The sequence below is a fragment of the Aeromicrobium sp. Leaf245 genome (assembly GCF_942548115.1).
Taxonomy (GTDB): Bacteria; Actinomycetota; Actinomycetes; order Propionibacteriales; family Nocardioidaceae; genus Aeromicrobium.
The window spans coordinates 916,329-932,398 of the sequence record NZ_OW824151.1; the positions used below are offsets into that span (position 1 = coordinate 916,329).

Annotated in this window: 12 protein-coding genes; 8 read left to right on the forward strand and 4 right to left on the reverse strand. The window is 72.2% G+C overall.

All coding sequences use genetic code 11. The features are described 5' to 3' along the window. The first annotated feature begins 57 nt into the window (after positions 1-57). Positions 58-1,164 (forward strand): GuaB3 family IMP dehydrogenase-related protein, encoded by a 1,107-nt coding sequence (locus NBW76_RS04560; RefSeq protein ID WP_055966179.1) that lies wholly within the window; start codon positions 58-60, stop codon positions 1,162-1,164. Continuing rightward, a complete protein-coding gene (locus tag NBW76_RS04565) occupies positions 1,161-1,577 on the forward strand; it encodes a hypothetical protein (RefSeq protein WP_056556182.1) in 417 nt (138 codons plus the stop codon). The genes NBW76_RS04560 and NBW76_RS04565 overlap by 4 nt, the downstream gene beginning before the upstream one ends. 2 nt (positions 1,578-1,579) lie before the next feature. On the opposite strand, the gene NBW76_RS04570 is transcribed toward NBW76_RS04565, so the two are convergent. Next, on the reverse strand, positions 1,580-4,255 hold the full coding sequence (locus tag NBW76_RS04570; protein ID WP_082482034.1) for a DUF4153 domain-containing protein: 2,676 nt from the start codon (positions 4,253-4,255) through the stop codon (positions 1,580-1,582). Further along, a complete protein-coding gene (locus tag NBW76_RS04575; protein ID WP_056556179.1) occupies positions 4,252-4,944 on the reverse strand; it encodes a response regulator transcription factor in 693 nt (230 codons plus the stop codon). The genes NBW76_RS04570 and NBW76_RS04575 overlap by 4 nt, the downstream gene beginning before the upstream one ends. Before the next feature lie 279 nt (positions 4,945-5,223). Between NBW76_RS04575 and efeO the strand changes: the two genes are divergently transcribed. The 4 genes from efeO to NBW76_RS04595 all read left to right on the forward strand — a co-directional run bounded on the left by efeO (position 5,224) and on the right by NBW76_RS04595 (position 11,065). Continuing rightward, complete coding sequence (gene efeO, locus NBW76_RS04580; protein ID WP_056556177.1) at positions 5,224-6,357, forward strand: iron uptake system protein EfeO; 1,134 nt, start codon at positions 5,224-5,226, stop codon at positions 6,355-6,357. 31 nt (positions 6,358-6,388) lie between these two features. Beyond that, positions 6,389-7,663: an iron uptake transporter deferrochelatase/peroxidase subunit gene (gene efeB, locus NBW76_RS04585; RefSeq protein WP_055963655.1), complete on the forward strand. Its 1,275-nt coding sequence runs from the start codon at positions 6,389-6,391 to the stop codon at positions 7,661-7,663. A 66-nt stretch (positions 7,664-7,729) separates the two neighbouring features. Continuing rightward, on the forward strand, positions 7,730-9,280 hold the full coding sequence (locus tag NBW76_RS04590; RefSeq protein WP_055963658.1) for a succinic semialdehyde dehydrogenase: 1,551 nt from the start codon (positions 7,730-7,732) through the stop codon (positions 9,278-9,280). 93 nt (positions 9,281-9,373) lie between these two features. Then, the gene (locus NBW76_RS04595) at positions 9,374-11,065 is read left to right on the forward strand and encodes a GMC oxidoreductase (protein ID WP_056556174.1); all 1,692 of its coding nucleotides are present in this window, start codon (positions 9,374-9,376) and stop codon (positions 11,063-11,065) included. A gap of 155 nt (positions 11,066-11,220) precedes the next feature. Here the strand turns inward: NBW76_RS04595 and NBW76_RS04600 are convergent, their stop codons facing one another. After that, complete coding sequence (locus NBW76_RS04600) at positions 11,221-12,792, reverse strand: adenylate/guanylate cyclase domain-containing protein (protein ID WP_056556171.1); 1,572 nt, start codon at positions 12,790-12,792, stop codon at positions 11,221-11,223. A gap of 138 nt (positions 12,793-12,930) precedes the next feature. Here NBW76_RS04600 and NBW76_RS04605 point away from each other — a divergent pair, with 138 nt between their 5' ends. Then, a complete protein-coding gene (locus tag NBW76_RS04605; protein ID WP_055963666.1) occupies positions 12,931-13,329 on the forward strand; it encodes a cyclic nucleotide-binding domain-containing protein in 399 nt (132 codons plus the stop codon). Positions 13,330-13,456: 127 nt separating this feature from the next. On the opposite strand, the gene NBW76_RS04610 is transcribed toward NBW76_RS04605, so the two are convergent. Then, the gene (locus NBW76_RS04610) at positions 13,457-14,275 is read right to left on the reverse strand and encodes an adenylate/guanylate cyclase domain-containing protein (protein ID WP_056556168.1); all 819 of its coding nucleotides are present in this window, start codon (positions 14,273-14,275) and stop codon (positions 13,457-13,459) included. 213 nt (positions 14,276-14,488) lie between these two features. Here NBW76_RS04610 and guaA point away from each other — a divergent pair, with 213 nt between their 5' ends. Next, a complete protein-coding gene (gene guaA, locus NBW76_RS04615; protein ID WP_056556165.1) occupies positions 14,489-16,048 on the forward strand; it encodes a glutamine-hydrolyzing GMP synthase in 1,560 nt (519 codons plus the stop codon). The last annotated feature ends 22 nt before the right edge of the window (positions 16,049-16,070 follow it).

Consider the following 16,070-nt stretch of genomic DNA (forward strand, 5'->3'; position numbering starts at 1 on the left):
GGGACGCGCGACGACGCCCGGCGAGACGTGACGTCCGTCGCCACTAGGGTGGGACGCATGCCTGAGCTCGACATCGGCGCCGCCAAGCGCGGCCGCCGCGCCTACTCCTTCGACGACATCGCGATCGTGCCCAGCCGGCGCACCCGCGACCCCGAGGAGGTCTCGACGGCCTGGCAGATCGACGCCTACCGCTTCGAGCTCCCGGTCATCGCCGCACCGATGGACTCGGTGATGAGCCCTGAGACCGTGATCGCGCTCGGTCGCCACGGTGGGCTCGGCGTGCTCGACCTCGAGGGTCTGTGGACCCGCTACGAGGACCCCACCCCCCTGCTCGCCGAGATCGCGTCCCTCGACGCCGTCGCCGCGACCGCACGGCTGCAGGAGATCTACGGCGAGCCGATCAAGGCCGAGCTGATCAAGGACCGCCTCCGCGAGATCCGCGACGCCGGCGTCACGGTGGCCGCCGCGCTCTCGCCGCAGCGCACCAAGCAGTTCTCCGACGTGGTCGTGGAGGCCGGGGTCGACCTCTTCGTCATCCGCGGCACCACCGTCTCGGCCGAGCACGTCTCGAGCCAGACGGAGCCGCTCAACCTCAAGGAGTTCATCTACGAGCTCGACGTCCCCGTGATCGTCGGCGGCTGCGCCACCTACCAGGCCGCCCTGCACCTCATGCGCACCGGCGCGGCGGGCGTCCTCGTCGGCTTCGGCGGCGGAGCCGCGCACACCACGCGGTCGGTGCTCGGCGTCGCGGTGCCCATGGCCTCGGCCGTCGCCGACGTCGCCGCGGCCCGCCGCGACTACCTCGACGAGTCGGGCGGCCGCTACGTGCACGTCATCGCCGACGGCTCGATCGGCCGCAGCGGCGACATCGCCAAGGCCGTCGCGTGCGGGGCCGACGCCGTCATGATCGGCTCCCCGTTCGCCCGTGCCACCGAGGCCCCGGGCCGCGGCTTCCACTGGGGTGCCGAGGCGTGGCACGCCGAGCTGCCGCGCGGCAAGCGCGTCGAGATCGGCACCGTCGGCTCGCTCGAGTCGGTGCTCTTCGGCCCGTCGTCGGTGCCCGACGGCACGATGAACCTCATCGGGGCCCTCCGCCGCGCGATGGCCACCACGGGCTACACCGAGCTCAAGGAGTTCCAGCGGGTCGAGGTCGTCGTCGCGTGATCGACGGGTCGGCGCCGGACAGCACCGCCAGCCGGCTGCCGTCGCTTCCGGCCGACCTCGGCCCCGTGCGCGCCGCCGACGTCGTGGTCTCGACCGTCCTGTGGCTCGGGCTCTCCGCCCTGTCCGCCGTCGCCGGCGTCATGGCGCTGCTGCTGGTCATGGCGGCCGACGGCTGCGGAACCTCCTCCGACGACGGCGCACTGCTGTGCGGCGACGGGGGAGGACTGCTGTTCTTCCTGGGCATCGCCGTCCTCTGGCTGGTGCTGGCGACCGCCGTCCTCGGCTCGGCGCTGCTCATCGTCCGCGGGGCGATCCGGCGCAGACGCACGTGGCACTGGCCTCTCGTCGGCCTTGTCGTCGGTGTCGCAGGGTGTGCCGCGATGATCGGCTGGATGGTCGTCCTCACGCGCTGACCTCACTCACGCGCGATGGTGAGGCACGACCTGTCGGACGGGACCGCGGCCACCTCGGCCCGTGCCCGGTCGGCGCGCTCCCGGCCCAGGTTCCAGGACCAGGCACCGCCGTCGTCGGTCTCCGTCGGGCCGTACGGATCGTCCAGGACGCACGCGGCCGTCCGCTCGGGCAGGCCCGCCACGATCGACGGCACGGCGTCGTCGCCGAGCGAGCGCAGGTAGTCGACGTCGAGGGTCCCGGTCTCGGCGAACCGCTCCACGTTGTGGGTGGCCACCCAGCCGGCGGGATTCATCAGGCCGAGGACCAGCAGGACGCCGGCGCCGGACAGCAGCGCGGCCCGCGGCAGCCAGGTCCCGGTGAGCCGGCCGACCGCGACCAGGGTGAGTGCCACGAGCAGCCCGAGCCACAGCTCGAAGCCCACGACGGCGAGGCGGAGCACGGTGTAGCCGTAGGCCTCCTGGTACAGATCCATCCGGTAGAGGGCGGACACGACGACCGCGAGCGTCAGCACGCACAGCAGCCCCAGAACCAGTCGCAGCACGAGCCTGTCCCGCTCGTCGGTGCGCGGGGCCTTGCGGGCGGCGACCCCGATGACGACGAGGGTCAGGAACGTCACCGTCGTCAGCTGGCCGAAGCCCTGGTGCACGTACTCGGCGTAGGTCAGGCCGGTGGTGCGCTGCAGGTAGTCGCGGCCACCCCACATCGCCGCGGACTGCGCCACGAGGAAGGCGACGAACAGGGCGACGACGGTGCCGAGCGGCACGAGCCACTCCCACCGGTGCCGCACCGGTCGTCCGGTGGGGAGGTCCTCGGCGAGCAGGGGCGGTGGGTTGAGGGCCAGGTAGCAGCCGGCCAGGGTGACGCCGGCGACGAAGAAGCAGACGAACCCGCGAGCCACGACCGAGTCCCAGGCGAGGTCGGGCACGATGCTCGACGCCCAGGTGCCGAAGACGGCGTCGCCCGAGGCGAAGAGCCCGCCGAAGAGCACCAGGCCGCCCGCGGCCAGGGCCGTCGTGCGCAGCACCGGCCACAGCAGGCGTGAGCGGCTCGTGGCCGAGAGGGTCCGACCGAGGAGCGGCAGCCCGCGGGCGGCGGACGCGATCCATGCGACGACGGCACCGGGGATCGCGACGACCGACCGGGCTCGGGTGACGGCCACGGCCACCGTGGTGCCGGCCACGACCACCCCGAGGAGCCCGACCCACTCACTCGCGCGCAGCACCGTCATCGAGGCGAGGGCGACCCCGAGTGCCACGCCCACGACCGTGAACGGGTCGGCGGAACCGCGGGAGCGACCGCGTGCCGCCGTCAGCACGACGGCAGCGACGGCGAGGGCGAGCAGCAGGGAGCCGACGCCGATCGGCTGGTCGACGATCAGCAGGGAGCCGAGCACGCCCACGCCGGCCGAGGCGAGGAGCAGCGGCACCTGCGGGGGCAGCGCGCGCTCGGGCCACAGGCGGGCCAGCAGGTCGTCGGCTCGCCCGGTGGAGGGTGGTGCCGCGACGTCCGGCGCCGGTGCGGTCGTGCCTGGGCGCTGGGGAGGGGTGCTCGTGGTCATGGGGGTGCTCCTCGGGTCGATCGTCGGGAGGGTCGATGCCTGGGCGGCGGTCGGACGGGGCGTGGGACGGGGGTCGCGCGGCAGGGTGGCGCGCAGGTGCGCTCCCGCGGTGGAGGGCACGACGTCGACGGTGCCGCCGTGCAGCTCGCAGACCCAGCGGGTGATCGCGAGCCCGAGGCCGGTGCCACCCCCTGCGTCGGGGCCGGTGCCGAACCGCTCGAAGACGCGGTTCTCGAGGTCGGACGGGATGCCCGGGCCCTCGTCGCGGACGTCGAGGTGCCACCGGCCGTCCTCGGCCGAGGCGCTCACCCGGACCGAGCGCCCGGTCGGGCTGTGCCGGACGGCGTTGTCGACCAGGTTCGCCACCACTTGGGCGAGTCGACCGGGATCGGCGCGGACGGCGAGATCGGGTGGCGACACCTCCACGGTCACGGACGTGTCGCGCCCCCGGTCGGGGCTCTCGTCGACGACGGACCGCACGAGCGACTCGACGTCGACGTCCTCGAGGCGCAGCGGCGCCACACCCGCGTCGATCCGCGACAGGTCGAGCAGGTCGGCTACCAGGTCGCTCAGGCGCTCCGCCTGGTGCAGCGCGGCGCCGAGCGCCGCGTCGTCGGGCTGGACGACGCCGTCGGCCAGGTTCTCCAGCAGCGCCCGCTGCGCGGTGAGCGGGGTGCGCAGCTCGTGCGCCACGGTCGCGACCAGCTGGCGGCGCTCGCGGTCGGTCGACTCCAGCGCGGCGGCCATGGCGTCGAACGCGCGGGCGAGCCGGCCGACCTCGTCGTCGGACGTCACGCCGACACGGACGCCGTAGTCGCCCGCCGACATGCGCGCGGTGGCGTCGGTCATGGTGCGAAGCGGCGAGGTCATGCCGCGGGCGAGCCACTGCGTCACGAGCAGCGCGGCCCCCACCGTGACCGGCAGGGAGACCCAGACGGGCAGGCCGGCCCGGTCGCCGATCTGGGCGAGGAGTGCGGCGACCACCGTGCTCGCGCCGACGAGCAGGCCCAGCTTGGCCTTGATCGAGCCGACCGCGTCGAGCGGACGCGCGCCGCCCGTCGGTCGAGCGCCCGTCGGTCCAGTGCTGGTCGGTCTTGTGCTGGGAGGTCGGGGGCTCATCGTTCCTCCAGGGCGTACCCGACGCCGTGCACCGTGCGCACCCGGTCGGCGCCGATCTTCGCGCGCAGGGCCTTCACGTGGCTGTCGAGGGTGCGGGTGCCCGAGGCGTCGGACCAGCCCCACACCTCCTGCATCAGCTCCTCGCGGCTGCGCACCGACCCGGGCTCGGCGGCGAGTGCCGTGAGGAGGTCGAACTCCAGCGGCGTGAGGTGCACGTCGGCACCGTCGACCCTCACCCGACGGGTGGCGCCGTCGACGGCGAGCGAGCCGACGGTGCGCGTCGGCGCTGCCTGCGCGGCCAGCTCGGCGGCCCGGTCGACACGGCGCAGGAGGGCGTGGACGCGGGCCACCAGCTCACGCTGGCGGAACGGCTTGGTCACGTAGTCGTCGGCGCCGACGCCGAGGCCCACGAGCACGTCGGTCTCGTCGTCGCGTGCGGTGAGCATCAGCACGGGGACCGGACGCAGGGCCTGCACGCGTCGGCACACCTCCAGCCCGTCGAACCCGGGGAGCATGAGGTCCAGCACGACCAGGTCGGGGTCGTGCTCCTCGAACGCGACCACGGCCCCCGGCCCGTCGTGCGCCTGGACCACGTCGTGGCCCTCGGCGCGCAGGCGGTCGGTCACCATCTGGTTGATGAGCGGCTCGTCCTCGACGACGAGGATGGTGCGACGGGCTTCGGTGGTCATGGACCCGACCCTAGGTTCGGTGCGCGTCCCGGGGTGGGGGAGCGACCTGGAGATCGTGTGAAGATCCGTCGGCCGCGTGCCCCGCCCCCTGCCCCCCATCGGTGGATCCTCAACCGCAGCGGCAGCCCTGCGGTTGAGGATCCACCGATAGGGGGCGGGTCGAGGGGGCGGGTGAGCGGCCGGCGCACGTCACACTCCGGATCGTTGCGTGGGGGAACCGGAGCGGGACTACCATGGTGAGGCTGTCCTCACCTGGACGCCCGTTCCCGAAGGATCCCCATGCACCGCAGTCTCGCCGCCACCGGCCTGGTGGCCGTCTCCCTCTCCCTGCTCGGCGCGTGCGCCGAGAAGCCGGCCGCGGGTGACGGCAGCGTCGCCGTCGCCGCCTCGGACTCCTCGTGCGAGGTGTCCGCCACGAAGCTCGACGCCGGCCCGACCACGTTCCAGGTGACCAACAAGGGCTCCAAGGTCACCGAGTTCTACGTCTACGCCGAGGGCGACCGCATCATGGGCGAGGTCGAGAACGTCGGCCCCGGCCTGTCGCGGGACCTGGTCGTCGACCTGCCGAAGGGCTCGTACGAGGGCGCCTGCAAGCCGGGCATGGTCGGTGACGGCATCCGCCAGACGCTGTCCGTGACGGGCGCGCCGGCGAAGGACCTGTCGGACTCCGAGGAGCTCAAGGCCGCCGCCGCGAGCTACGAGCGCTACGTCGAGAGCCAGACCGGCGCCCTCATCGACAAGACCACCGAGTTCGTCGACGCCGTCAAGGCCGGCGAGGTCGACGAGGCCAAGGCGCTGTTCCCGCGGGCCCGCACCTACTGGGAGCGCATCGAGCCCGTCGCCGAGATCTTCGGCGACCTCGACCCGATCACCGACGGTCGTGAGCCCGACGCGAAGGCCGAGGGTCGCGACTTCACCGGGTGGCACCGCATCGAGAAGCAGCTGTGGGTCGAGGGCGACACGAAGGGCATGGACCCCTACGCCGACGAGCTGCTCGCCAACGTGAAGAAGGTCGTCGAGCTCAGCAAGGAGCAGCCGCTGACCGCGCTGCAGCTGGCCCAGGGCTCGAAGGGTCTGCTCGACGAGGTCGCCACCGGCAAGATCACCGGCGAGGAGGACGAGTTCAGCCACACCGACCTGTGGGACTTCAAGGCCAACATCGAAGGGTCCCAGGCGGCCATCGCGGCCCTGCGCCCCGTGCTGGAGAAGGCCGACCCCGAGCTGGTGACGCTCATCGACCAGCGCTTCGAGGCGCTCGACACCGAGCTCGACCAGCACCAGGACGCCGACACCGGCGAGTGGGTCGGCTACGACACGCTCACGAAGGCGCAGGTCAAGAAGCTCTCCGACGCCGTCGCGGCCCTGAGCGAGCCGATCAGCAAGGTCGCGGCCGTCGTGGCCGCCTCGGCGTGACCACCTGCCCCACGGGCTCGAGCACGGCAGGATGGCGATCGTGACCGAGCGCAGCGGTGTCTCCCGTCGTTCCCTGCTGGGGGCGGCCGGGGTCGGCGCGCTCGCCGCGGGAGCCGCAGGTGGCTACGCGGTGGCCGCCACCCGCGACGAGCCGGTCGCGCCCGACCCCGACGCGGTCCCGGTCGCGTTCGAGGGCCGGCACCAGGCGGGGATCCTCACCCCGGCCCAGGACCGTCTGCACTTCGTGGTGCTCGACGTGACCACCGAGAGCCGTGACGAGCTGGTGTCGCTGCTGAAGGAGTGGACGCAGGCCGCGCGCCGCCTCACGCAGGGCAACGAGGTCGGGGTGTACGGCGCGGTCGCCGGGACCCCGCTCGCCCCGCCGGAGGACACCGGGGAGGCGTTGGGTCTGCCCGCGTCGGGCCTGACCCTCACGATCGGCTTCGGCCCCAGCCTCTTCGAGCGCGACGGGAAGGCCCGGTTCGGCCTAGACGGTCGACGGCCCGCCGAGCTCGTCGATCTGCCGGCCTTCTCCGGCGACCGGCTCGACCCGGCGCTCACCGGTGGCGACATCGCCATCCAGGCGTGTGCCAACGACCCGCAGGTGGCCGTGCACGCGGTCCGCAACCTCGTGCGCATCGCCTTCGGGCGGGCGTCGGTCCGCTACAGCCAGCTGGGCTTCGGACGCACGTCGTCCACCTCGGCCGCCCAGGTGACGCCGCGCAACCTCTTCGGGTTCAAGGACGGGACGGCCAACGTCAAGTCCGAGGACCGCGACGTCGACGACGTCGTGTGGGTGCAGGAGTCCGACGGACCGGACTGGCTGGTGGGCGGGTCCTACCTGGTGGCCCGACGCATCGACATGCGCATCGAGACGTGGGACCGCGAGCCGCTGGCCGGTCAGGAGGCGATCATCGGCCGGGCCAAGGGGTCGGGCGGACCGCTGTCGGGCGGCGACGAGCACGCCGCGATCGACCTGGCCGCCAAGGGCGCCGACGGCGAGCCGGCCATCCCCACCCTCTCGCACGTGCGGATGGCGCACCCCGACTCCAACGGCGGCGCCAAGATCCTGCGCCGCGGCTACAACTTCGTGAACGGGACCGACGGTCTGGGCCAGCTGGCGGCGGGGCTGTTCTTCATCAGCTTCCAGCGCTCGCCCGAGCAGTTCGTGCGCATCCAGCGCACCCTCGCGGGCAGCACCAACGACGCGCTCAACGAGTACATCGTGCACCGCAGCTCCGGGTTGTTCGCGTGCCCGCCCGGACTCGGGGCGAAGGGGTTCTGGGGCGAGGGCCTGCTCGGCTGACGTGTGACGTCCCCGATGTGACACAAGCCCTGTCGCGTTCCACATACCGGCGGTATCCTGAGCAGCATGTCCGCCGCCAGCGTCGTCCCCGCCTCCCGCGTCACGAGCCTCACCGCCCTCATCCGCAGCACGAGCGGCGAGACCCGCACCACCCGCACGCCGCTCACGGGCGAGGCCGTCGCGGAGATCCCCGTCTCCTCGATCGACGACGTCGAGGCCGCGTTCGACGCCGCCCGCATCGCCCAGGAGCGCTGGGCCCGCACGCCGCTCGAGGCCCGGTCGGCCGCGCTGCTGCGCCTGCACGACCTGGTGCTCGCCCACCAGGACGAGCTGCTCGACCTCATCCAGCTGGAGTCCGGCAAGGCGCGTGCGCACGCCTTCGACGAGGTGGCCCACCTGGCGCTCACCGCCCGGTTCTACGCCCGGCGCCTGCGCAGCCAGCTGCGCACGCGTCGGCGCAACGGCGCCCTCCCCGGGCTCACGAGCGTGCACGTGAACCAGGTGCCGAAGGGGGTCGTGGGCGTCATCAGCCCTTGGAACTACCCCCTGACCATGGCCATCGCCGACGGTCTGCCCGCCGTCGCCGCCGGCAACGCCGTGGTGCACAAGCCCGACAGCCAGAGCCCGCTGATCGCGCTCGCCGGCGTGGAGCTGCTGCGCCGCGCTGGCATCCCCACCGACGTCTGGCAGGTCGTCAGCGGGGCCGGCTCCGTCGTCGGGACCGCGATCATCGAGCGCGCCGACTACATCTGCTTCACGGGCTCCACCGCCACCGGCACCCTCGTGGCCAAGCAGGCCGCCGAGCGGCTGGTCAGCTGCTCGCTCGAGCTCGGCGGCAAGAACCCGATGATCGTGCTTCCCGGTGCCGACGTCGAGCGCGCCGCGGCCGGCGCCGTCAACGCCGCCTTCTCCTCGGCGGGCCAGCTGTGCGTGTCCATCGAGCGCATCTACGTGCCCGAGGCGCTCTACGACTCCTTCCGTGACGCGTTCGTGCGGCGCGTGCGCGCGCTCAGCCTCGGCGCCAGCTTCGACTGGGACGCCGACATGGGCTCGCTCATCTCCCAGAGCCAGGTCGAGACCGTCACCAAGCACGTCGACGACGCCGTCGCCAACGGCGCGACCGTCCTCGCCGGTGGGCGGGCCCGGCCCGACCTCGGCCCCTACTTCTACGAGCCCACCGTCCTCGAGGGCGTCACCGAGGCGGCCGCCTGCTTCGCCGAGGAGACGTTCGGCCCGCTCGTCTCGCTGTACCGCTACCGCACCGTCGAGGACGCGATCGCGCTCGCCAACGCCGGCGAGTACGGCCTGAACGCGAGCATCTTCGGCCCGGTCCGCCAGGCGCGCCTCGTCGCGCCGCGCATCAAGGCCGGCACGGTCAACATCAACGAGGGCTTCGCCGCCACGTTCGGCAGCATCGACGCCCCCATGGGCGGCATGCGCAGCTCGGGCGTGGGCCGCCGCCAGGGCGCCGAGGGCATCCTGCGCTACACCGAGCCGCAGTCGGTGGCCGTCCAGCGCGCCGTCCCGATGGCCGGCCCTGCGTTCGTCCCCGCCAAGACCTACGCTCGGGCCCTCACGCTCGGCCTCAAGGTGCTGCGACGCACCCGGCGCGCCTGACCCCCAGCACGACCCCCCCAGCACGACACCGCAGCGTCTCGCTCCCGCACGACCCCACCCAGCACGACCCCGCAGCACGACGAGAGGTATCCCATGGCATTCGACCACGACGTCATCGTCATCGGCTCAGGCTTCGGCGGCAGCGTGTCCGCGCTCCGCCTGACCGAGAAGGGCTACAAGGTCGCGGTGCTCGAGGCCGGCAAGCGCTTCCGCGACGAGGACTTCGCCAAGACGTCCTGGCGGCTGCGCAAGTTCCTCTGGATGCCGCAGCTGGGCTGCTACGGCATCCAGCGCATCGACAAGCTCAAGGACGTCCTCATCCTCTCCGGTGCCGGCGTGGGCGGCGGGTCGCTCGTGTACGCCAACACGCTCTACGAGCCGCTCGACCCGTTCTACAAGGACCCCGCCTGGGGCCACATCGCCGACTGGAAGGCCGAGCTGGCGCCGTACTACGACCAGGCCAAGCGGATGCTCGGCGTGGCCACCTACCCCTTCGAGACCCCGGCCGACCGGATCGTCAAGAAGGTCGCGGCCGACATGGGCGTGGAGGGCACGTTCCACCACACGCCCGTCGGCGTGCTGTTCGGCGACGAGCCCGGCGCGAAGGTCGCCGACCCGTACTTCGGCGGCGCCGGACCCGACCGCAACGCCTGCATCAACTGCGGTGAGTGCATGACGGGGTGCCGGCACAACGCCAAGAACACGCTCGTCAAGAACTACCTGCACCTGGCCGAGCAGAACGGCGCCGAGATCCAGGCCCTGACGACCGTCGTGTCGGTCACGCCGCTGCCCGGCGGGGGCTACGCCGTCGAGACCCGTGGCACCAACAAGCGCTTCCGCAAGCACAAGGTCATCACCGCCGAGCAGGTGATCTTCGCCGCCAGCTCGATGGGCACCCAGAAGCTGCTGCACCGCATGAAGGACCGCGGCGTGCTGCCGAAGGTCTCCGATCGCCTGGGCCTGCTCACGCGCACCAACTCCGAGGCGCTCCTGGGCTCGATCTCCGACGGCAAGGACATCGACTACTCCGAGGGCGTGGCGATCACCTCCTCGTTCCACCCCGACGAGTACACCCACATCGAGCCGTGCCGCTACGGCCGCGGCTCCAACGCGATGTCGCTGCTGCAGACCGTCCTCACCGACGGCAGCCTGCCGACGAAGCGCTGGAAGACCTGGCTCAAGGAGATGTGGAACCAGAAGCGCAACCTGTTCAAGCTGTACGACCTGCGGCACTGGTCCGAGCGCACCATCATCGCGCTCGTCATGCAGACGCACGACAACTCGATCACCACGTACACGAAGCGCAACCTGCTCGGCCGCAAGGTGCTCACGTCGCGCCAGGGCCACGGTGCGCCCAACCCGGCGTTCATCGAGCCCGGGCACGTGGCGGTGCAGCGCATGGCCGAGCACATGGGGGGCACCCCCGGCGGCACCATCGGCGAGCCGTTCAACGTGCCGCTCACGGCGCACTTCATGGGCGGCGCCTGCATCGGCGACTCGCCCGAGACGGGCGTCATCGACCCTTACCACCGCCTGTACGGGTACGAGGGCCTGCACGTGGTCGACGGCTCCGCGATCAGCGCGAACCTGGGCGTCAACCCGTCGCTGACCATCACGGCCCAGGCCGAGCGGGCCATGGCCTACTGGCCCAACCGTGGCGAGACCGACGTCCGGCCCGCCGTGGGCGAGGGCTTCCGGTCCATGGAGCCGATCGCACCCAAGAGCCCCGTGGTCCCCGACGACGCCCCCGGCGCCCTCCGGCTGCCCATCGTCGGGGTCAGCTGAGCGTCGCGGCCGTCGGCTCACGATTCCCATCACTTGATGGGAATCGTGAGCCCACCATGGTTTCCCCCCACTCACCTGCGGATGCATCCGCAGGTGAGTGGGGGATTCCCATCAGCTGATGGGAATCGTGGGACGGTCGGGACCGGCTCGTGGCCTCAGGACGTGGACGAGGTGCGCCGCGGCACCGCGGTCCGCGTCTCGTCGGAGCGGCCGCGGAGCACGGTGCTGCCGTGCGACGCCCAGTGCGCCGACTCCTCGGAGCCGGCCGCCTCGACGGCCTGCAGGTCGGCCAGCACCCCGCCGTCGACGTCCTTGGCCAGCTCGGTGAGGCGCGACGCGGCGTTGACCGCGTCGCCGATGACGGTGAACTCGTAGCGGGACTCGTCGCCGACGTAGCCTGCGACGGCGCGGCCGGTGGCCACCCCGATCCCGGCGCGGACGCCGACGAGCTCGGTCTCGAGCCGCTCCCCGATGCGACGAGCGGCCGCGAGGGCCTGCCCGGGGTGGTCGTCGAGCGGGCGCGGAGCGCCGAAGACCGCCAGCACGGCGTCGCCCATGAACTTGTTGACCAGCCCGCCGTGGGCGTCGACCTCGGCGATGATCACGCCGAAGTAGTCGTTGAGCATGCCCACGACCTCGTCGGGGTCGCGCTGCTCGGCGTACGTGGTGGAGCCGACGAGGTCGGTGAACAGCACCGAGACCTCGCGGGTCTCACCGCCCAGCCGGATCTCCCCGAGAGCGGCCTCGGCCACGTCGCGTCCCACGTGCCGCCCGAAGGCGTCGCGCAGCCGCTCCCGCTCGAGCAGGCCCGTGGACATCTGGTTGAAGCCGGACTGCAGCATGCCGAGCTCGGAGCCGTCGAACACCTCGATGGTGGTGCCGAACTCGCCGCGCTCCACCTCGCGCATCGCCGCGGTGACCCCCGTGATCGGCTGCACGACGGCGCGCGCCGTCAACCACATGACGAAGAAGCCGAAGCAGAGCACGACGCTGCCGAGCACGAGGGCGACGACGGCCAGCTCGCTGAGCGTCAGCTGGTCGGTGGAGAGGGCCAGGATGCCCACCACGACCAGGCCCACGACGGGTGCGCCCGTGCCGAGCCACCAGAACATGAGGACCCGGGTGGCGGCGCCGAGCCCGCGCGGCTTCTTCATGACCGCGCCGCTGAGGGCGCGTGCGGCCACGGGCCGCATCGCGAACTCCGCGAGCAGGTAGGCAATGGTCGTGACGACGATGGAGGCGATGCCGACCGTGAGACCGGTCGACAGGGCGCGCTCCTCCTGCACGACCAGCGAGAGCACCGTGAACAGGATGGTCGCGAGGATCCAGAGCGCCGCCTGCAGCAGGGTCAGCATGCGGGGGGCGCGCAGCGCGCGGCGTCGGTCCTTGGGCCCGGGCTCACGTCCCTCGATGGCCCACCGCTGCGCCTTGAGCGTGGCCGACGTGCCCCAGGTGGCGCCGACGAGCACCGCGAGCCCGACGTAGCAGGGCACGGCCACGGCGAGCGCGTACGCCATGTCCCGGGTGGGCGCGGGGCTGGGCACCACGAAGACCGAGAGAACGAAGACGATGCTGGCCCCGATGACGTTGGTGCTCACCAGGAAGAGGGTGAGCAGCAGCTGGATGCGGAACCTCAGCCGGCTGGGGTCCTGCTCGGCCGGACCGAGCAGCACCGACCCGAAGGCACGCCGGGACCGGGTGGCCGAGCGGGAGGGACGATCGTCCACGTCGGACCTTCCAGGGCTGGCGGTGGGGACGTGCGGCAGCGTACCGTCAGCATGCCGCGGCGTGTCCTCCCTCCGCTCGAGTCGTTGGACGAGTTGCGGCGCCCTCCCACCCCGGTGTCGCACGACCGAGAGGAAGCCATGGCACGCAAGGCAGACCGCGAGACCATCGACGCGCTCACCCGCGTCACCGACTTCGACGCCGAGACCGTCGAGAAGCTCGCCGGCGTCGGTCGTCCGGTCAACATCCCCGAGGGCTGGGCGGTGATGATCGAGAACACCCCCGCGGACAAGGCGTACATCATCCTCGAGGGGACGATGGAGGTGCGGCGTCAGAAGCAGCCGATCGCCGAGCTGGAGGCCGGCGACGTGATCGGTGAGATGGCCCTGGTCAACGGCAAGCTGCGCAACGCGACCGTCGTGGCGAAGACGCCCGTCAAGGCCCTGCACCTGACCGACTCCGACGTGGCCGAGCTGCTCGACCACGACCCGAACTTCGCCTCCAAGCTGCAGCAGAAGGCCACCGAGCGCCTCGACTGATCCCCCCCCCGAGCGGTGAGTTCTCCACCGAATCGGGCGGCCACGCCCCGCACGGTGCGGATTCCACCGTCTCAGCGCTGAGACGGTGGGACCCGCACCGGCCGAGCGGGTGGCCGAGCGCTCGCGCTCAGACCTTCCAGTCGATCGCGTGGACGACCTGCGTGCCCGGGATCCCCTTGAGGTCGACCTCGCGGCTCTCCAGCACGGCAGGCTTGTCCTCGCCGTGGGTCTCCTCCAGCGACTCGAGCGCACCGTCGCTCACGAGCACCTCGCCGCCCTCGGCCTGGGCCGCCACGCGTGCCGCGTAGGCGACGTTGCGGCCGAACAGGTCGCCGTCGCGGTGCACCGCCGAGCCCTGGTGCACGCCGATCCGCACCGCCACCCCGCTCAGGCGTGACCCGGGCCGCGCACGGGTGATCCGACGCTGCACCTCGGCCGCGGCGGCCACCGCCTGCGCGGCGTCGGTGAACGCCACCATGAATCCGTCGCCCTGGGTCTTGATGACGTAGCCGCCGTTGCGGCTGACGGCCCGGTTGACGACCGCGTCGTGCCGCGAGAGCAGCTGCACCCAGCCGCGGTCGCCCAGGGCGTGGTTGAGGGCCGTCGAGCCCTCGATGTCGGAGAACAGGATCGCCACGGTCCCGTCGCGCGACGCCATGCGGGCGAGGTCGGGACGCTCCACGTCGGCCCAGCGGGCGAGGTCGTCGATCGAGCTGCGCAGCGTTCCGCTGAAGCCCTTGTCCTTCAGGCTGATCGCGGTGCCGACGACGGTGCGGACGGCGTCGGACGGCGTAGGCACCAGCCGGATGCGCGGCCGTTCGGTCCGGATCGCCCGCTTGAGCTGCGCGATGCGTCGGCGTGCGCCGAGCAGCAGGCCCCAGGCCACGACGAGCGACACGGCCAGCGCGGCGCAGGTGACGGAGAGGACGATCTCGAGGACGGACATCGCAGCCAATCTACGGCGCTGGGGCGGGGGAGTGCCGGACAGCACAGGACCCGGCCTGGAGGGAGCTCACGGGCCGGGTCCTGTATGTGCCACGAGGAGCGGGCACGGTGGATCTCACGGGAGGGAGTGTAGTGAGATCCGTCCTGATCAACGACGCTCCCCAGAGGGGGTTACGAGGGTCTGGAGAAATATTTCGACCGATACGATGACGGGGTGACTCCAGACCACGACCTCGTCCTCGTCGTCGACTACGGCGCCCAGTACGCGCAGCTGATCGCGAGGCGGGTCCGCGAGGCGCGCGTCTACTCCGAGATCGTGCCGCACACGATGCCCGTCGAGGAGATCCTCGCCCGCAAGCCGGCCGCGATCATCCTCTCGGGCGGCCCGTCGTCGGTGTACGAGCCGGGCGCCCCCCAGCTCGACCCGACCATGGTCGAGTCCGACGTGCCGGTCTTCGGCATCTGCTACGGCTTCATGGCCATGGCCGCGGCGCTCGGCGGCGACGTCGCCCGCACCGGCCAGCGGGAGTACGGACGCACCTCGGTCGAGGTGCTCGACCCCGGGACCCTGCTCCAGGGACTGCCCGGCCCCATCACCTCGTGGATGTCGCACGGCGACGAGGTCGTCGGCGCACCCGACGGCTTCACGGTCAACGCGCGCTCCCCGCGGGCGACGGTGGCGGCGTTCGAGAACACCGACCGCCGACTGGCCGGGGTGCAGTGGCACCCCGAGGTCTTGCACTCCGAGCACGGCCAGCAGGTGCTGGAGCGGTTCCTCGTCGACATCGCCGGCTGCCGCCAGACGTGGACCAGCGTCAACATCGTCGAGGAGCAGGTCGAGAAGATCCGCTCCGAGGTCGGCGACGCCCGGGTCATCTCGGCACTGTCCGGCGGCGTCGACTCCGCCGTCTCGACCGCCCTGGTCCAGCGCGCGGTGGGCGACCGGCTCACGGCCGTCTTCGTCGACCACGGGCTGCTGCGCGAGGGCGAGGCCGAGCAGGTCGAGCGCGACTACGTCGAGGCCACGGGGGTCGACCTCAAGGTCGTCGACGCGAAGGACCGGTTCCTCGGCCACCTCGCCGGGGTGAGCGATCCCGAGACCAAGCGCAAGATCATCGGCCGCGAGTTCATCCGCGTGTTCGAGGAGGCCGAGCGCGAGGTGCTCGCCACCCCGGGCCCGCCGGTCAAGTTCCTGGTGCAGGGCACGCTCTACCCCGACGTCGTCGAGTCCGGCGGCGGCGAGGGTGCGGCCAACATCAAGAGCCACCACAACGTGGGCGGCCTGCCCGAGGACCTCGAGTTCTCGCTGGTGGAGCCGCTGCGGACGCTCTTCAAGGACGAGGTGCGCGAGGTGGGCCGCCAGCTCGGCATCCCCGAGGCCATCGTCGGCCGGCACCCGTTCCCAGGTCCCGGCCTCGCGATCCGCATCGTCGGCGCGGTCGACGCCGAGCGGCTCGCGATCCTGCGTCGGGCCGACGCGATCGTGCGCGAGGAGACCTCGGCGGCCGGGCTCGACGGTGACATCTGGCAGTTCCCGGTGGTGCTGCTCGCCGACGTCCGCTCGGTGGGCGTGCAGGGCGACGGCCGCACCTACGGCCACCCGATCGTGCTGCGCCCCGTCTCCAGCGAGGACGCGATGACCGCCGACTGGAGCCGCCTGCCCTACGAGGTGCTCGAGCGGATCTCCACCCGCATCACCAACGAGGTGGAGGACGTCAACCGCGTCGTCCTCGACATCACCAGCAAGCCGCCGGGCACCATCGAGTGGGAGTGAGCCGGGCGGGCTGACCTGCGAG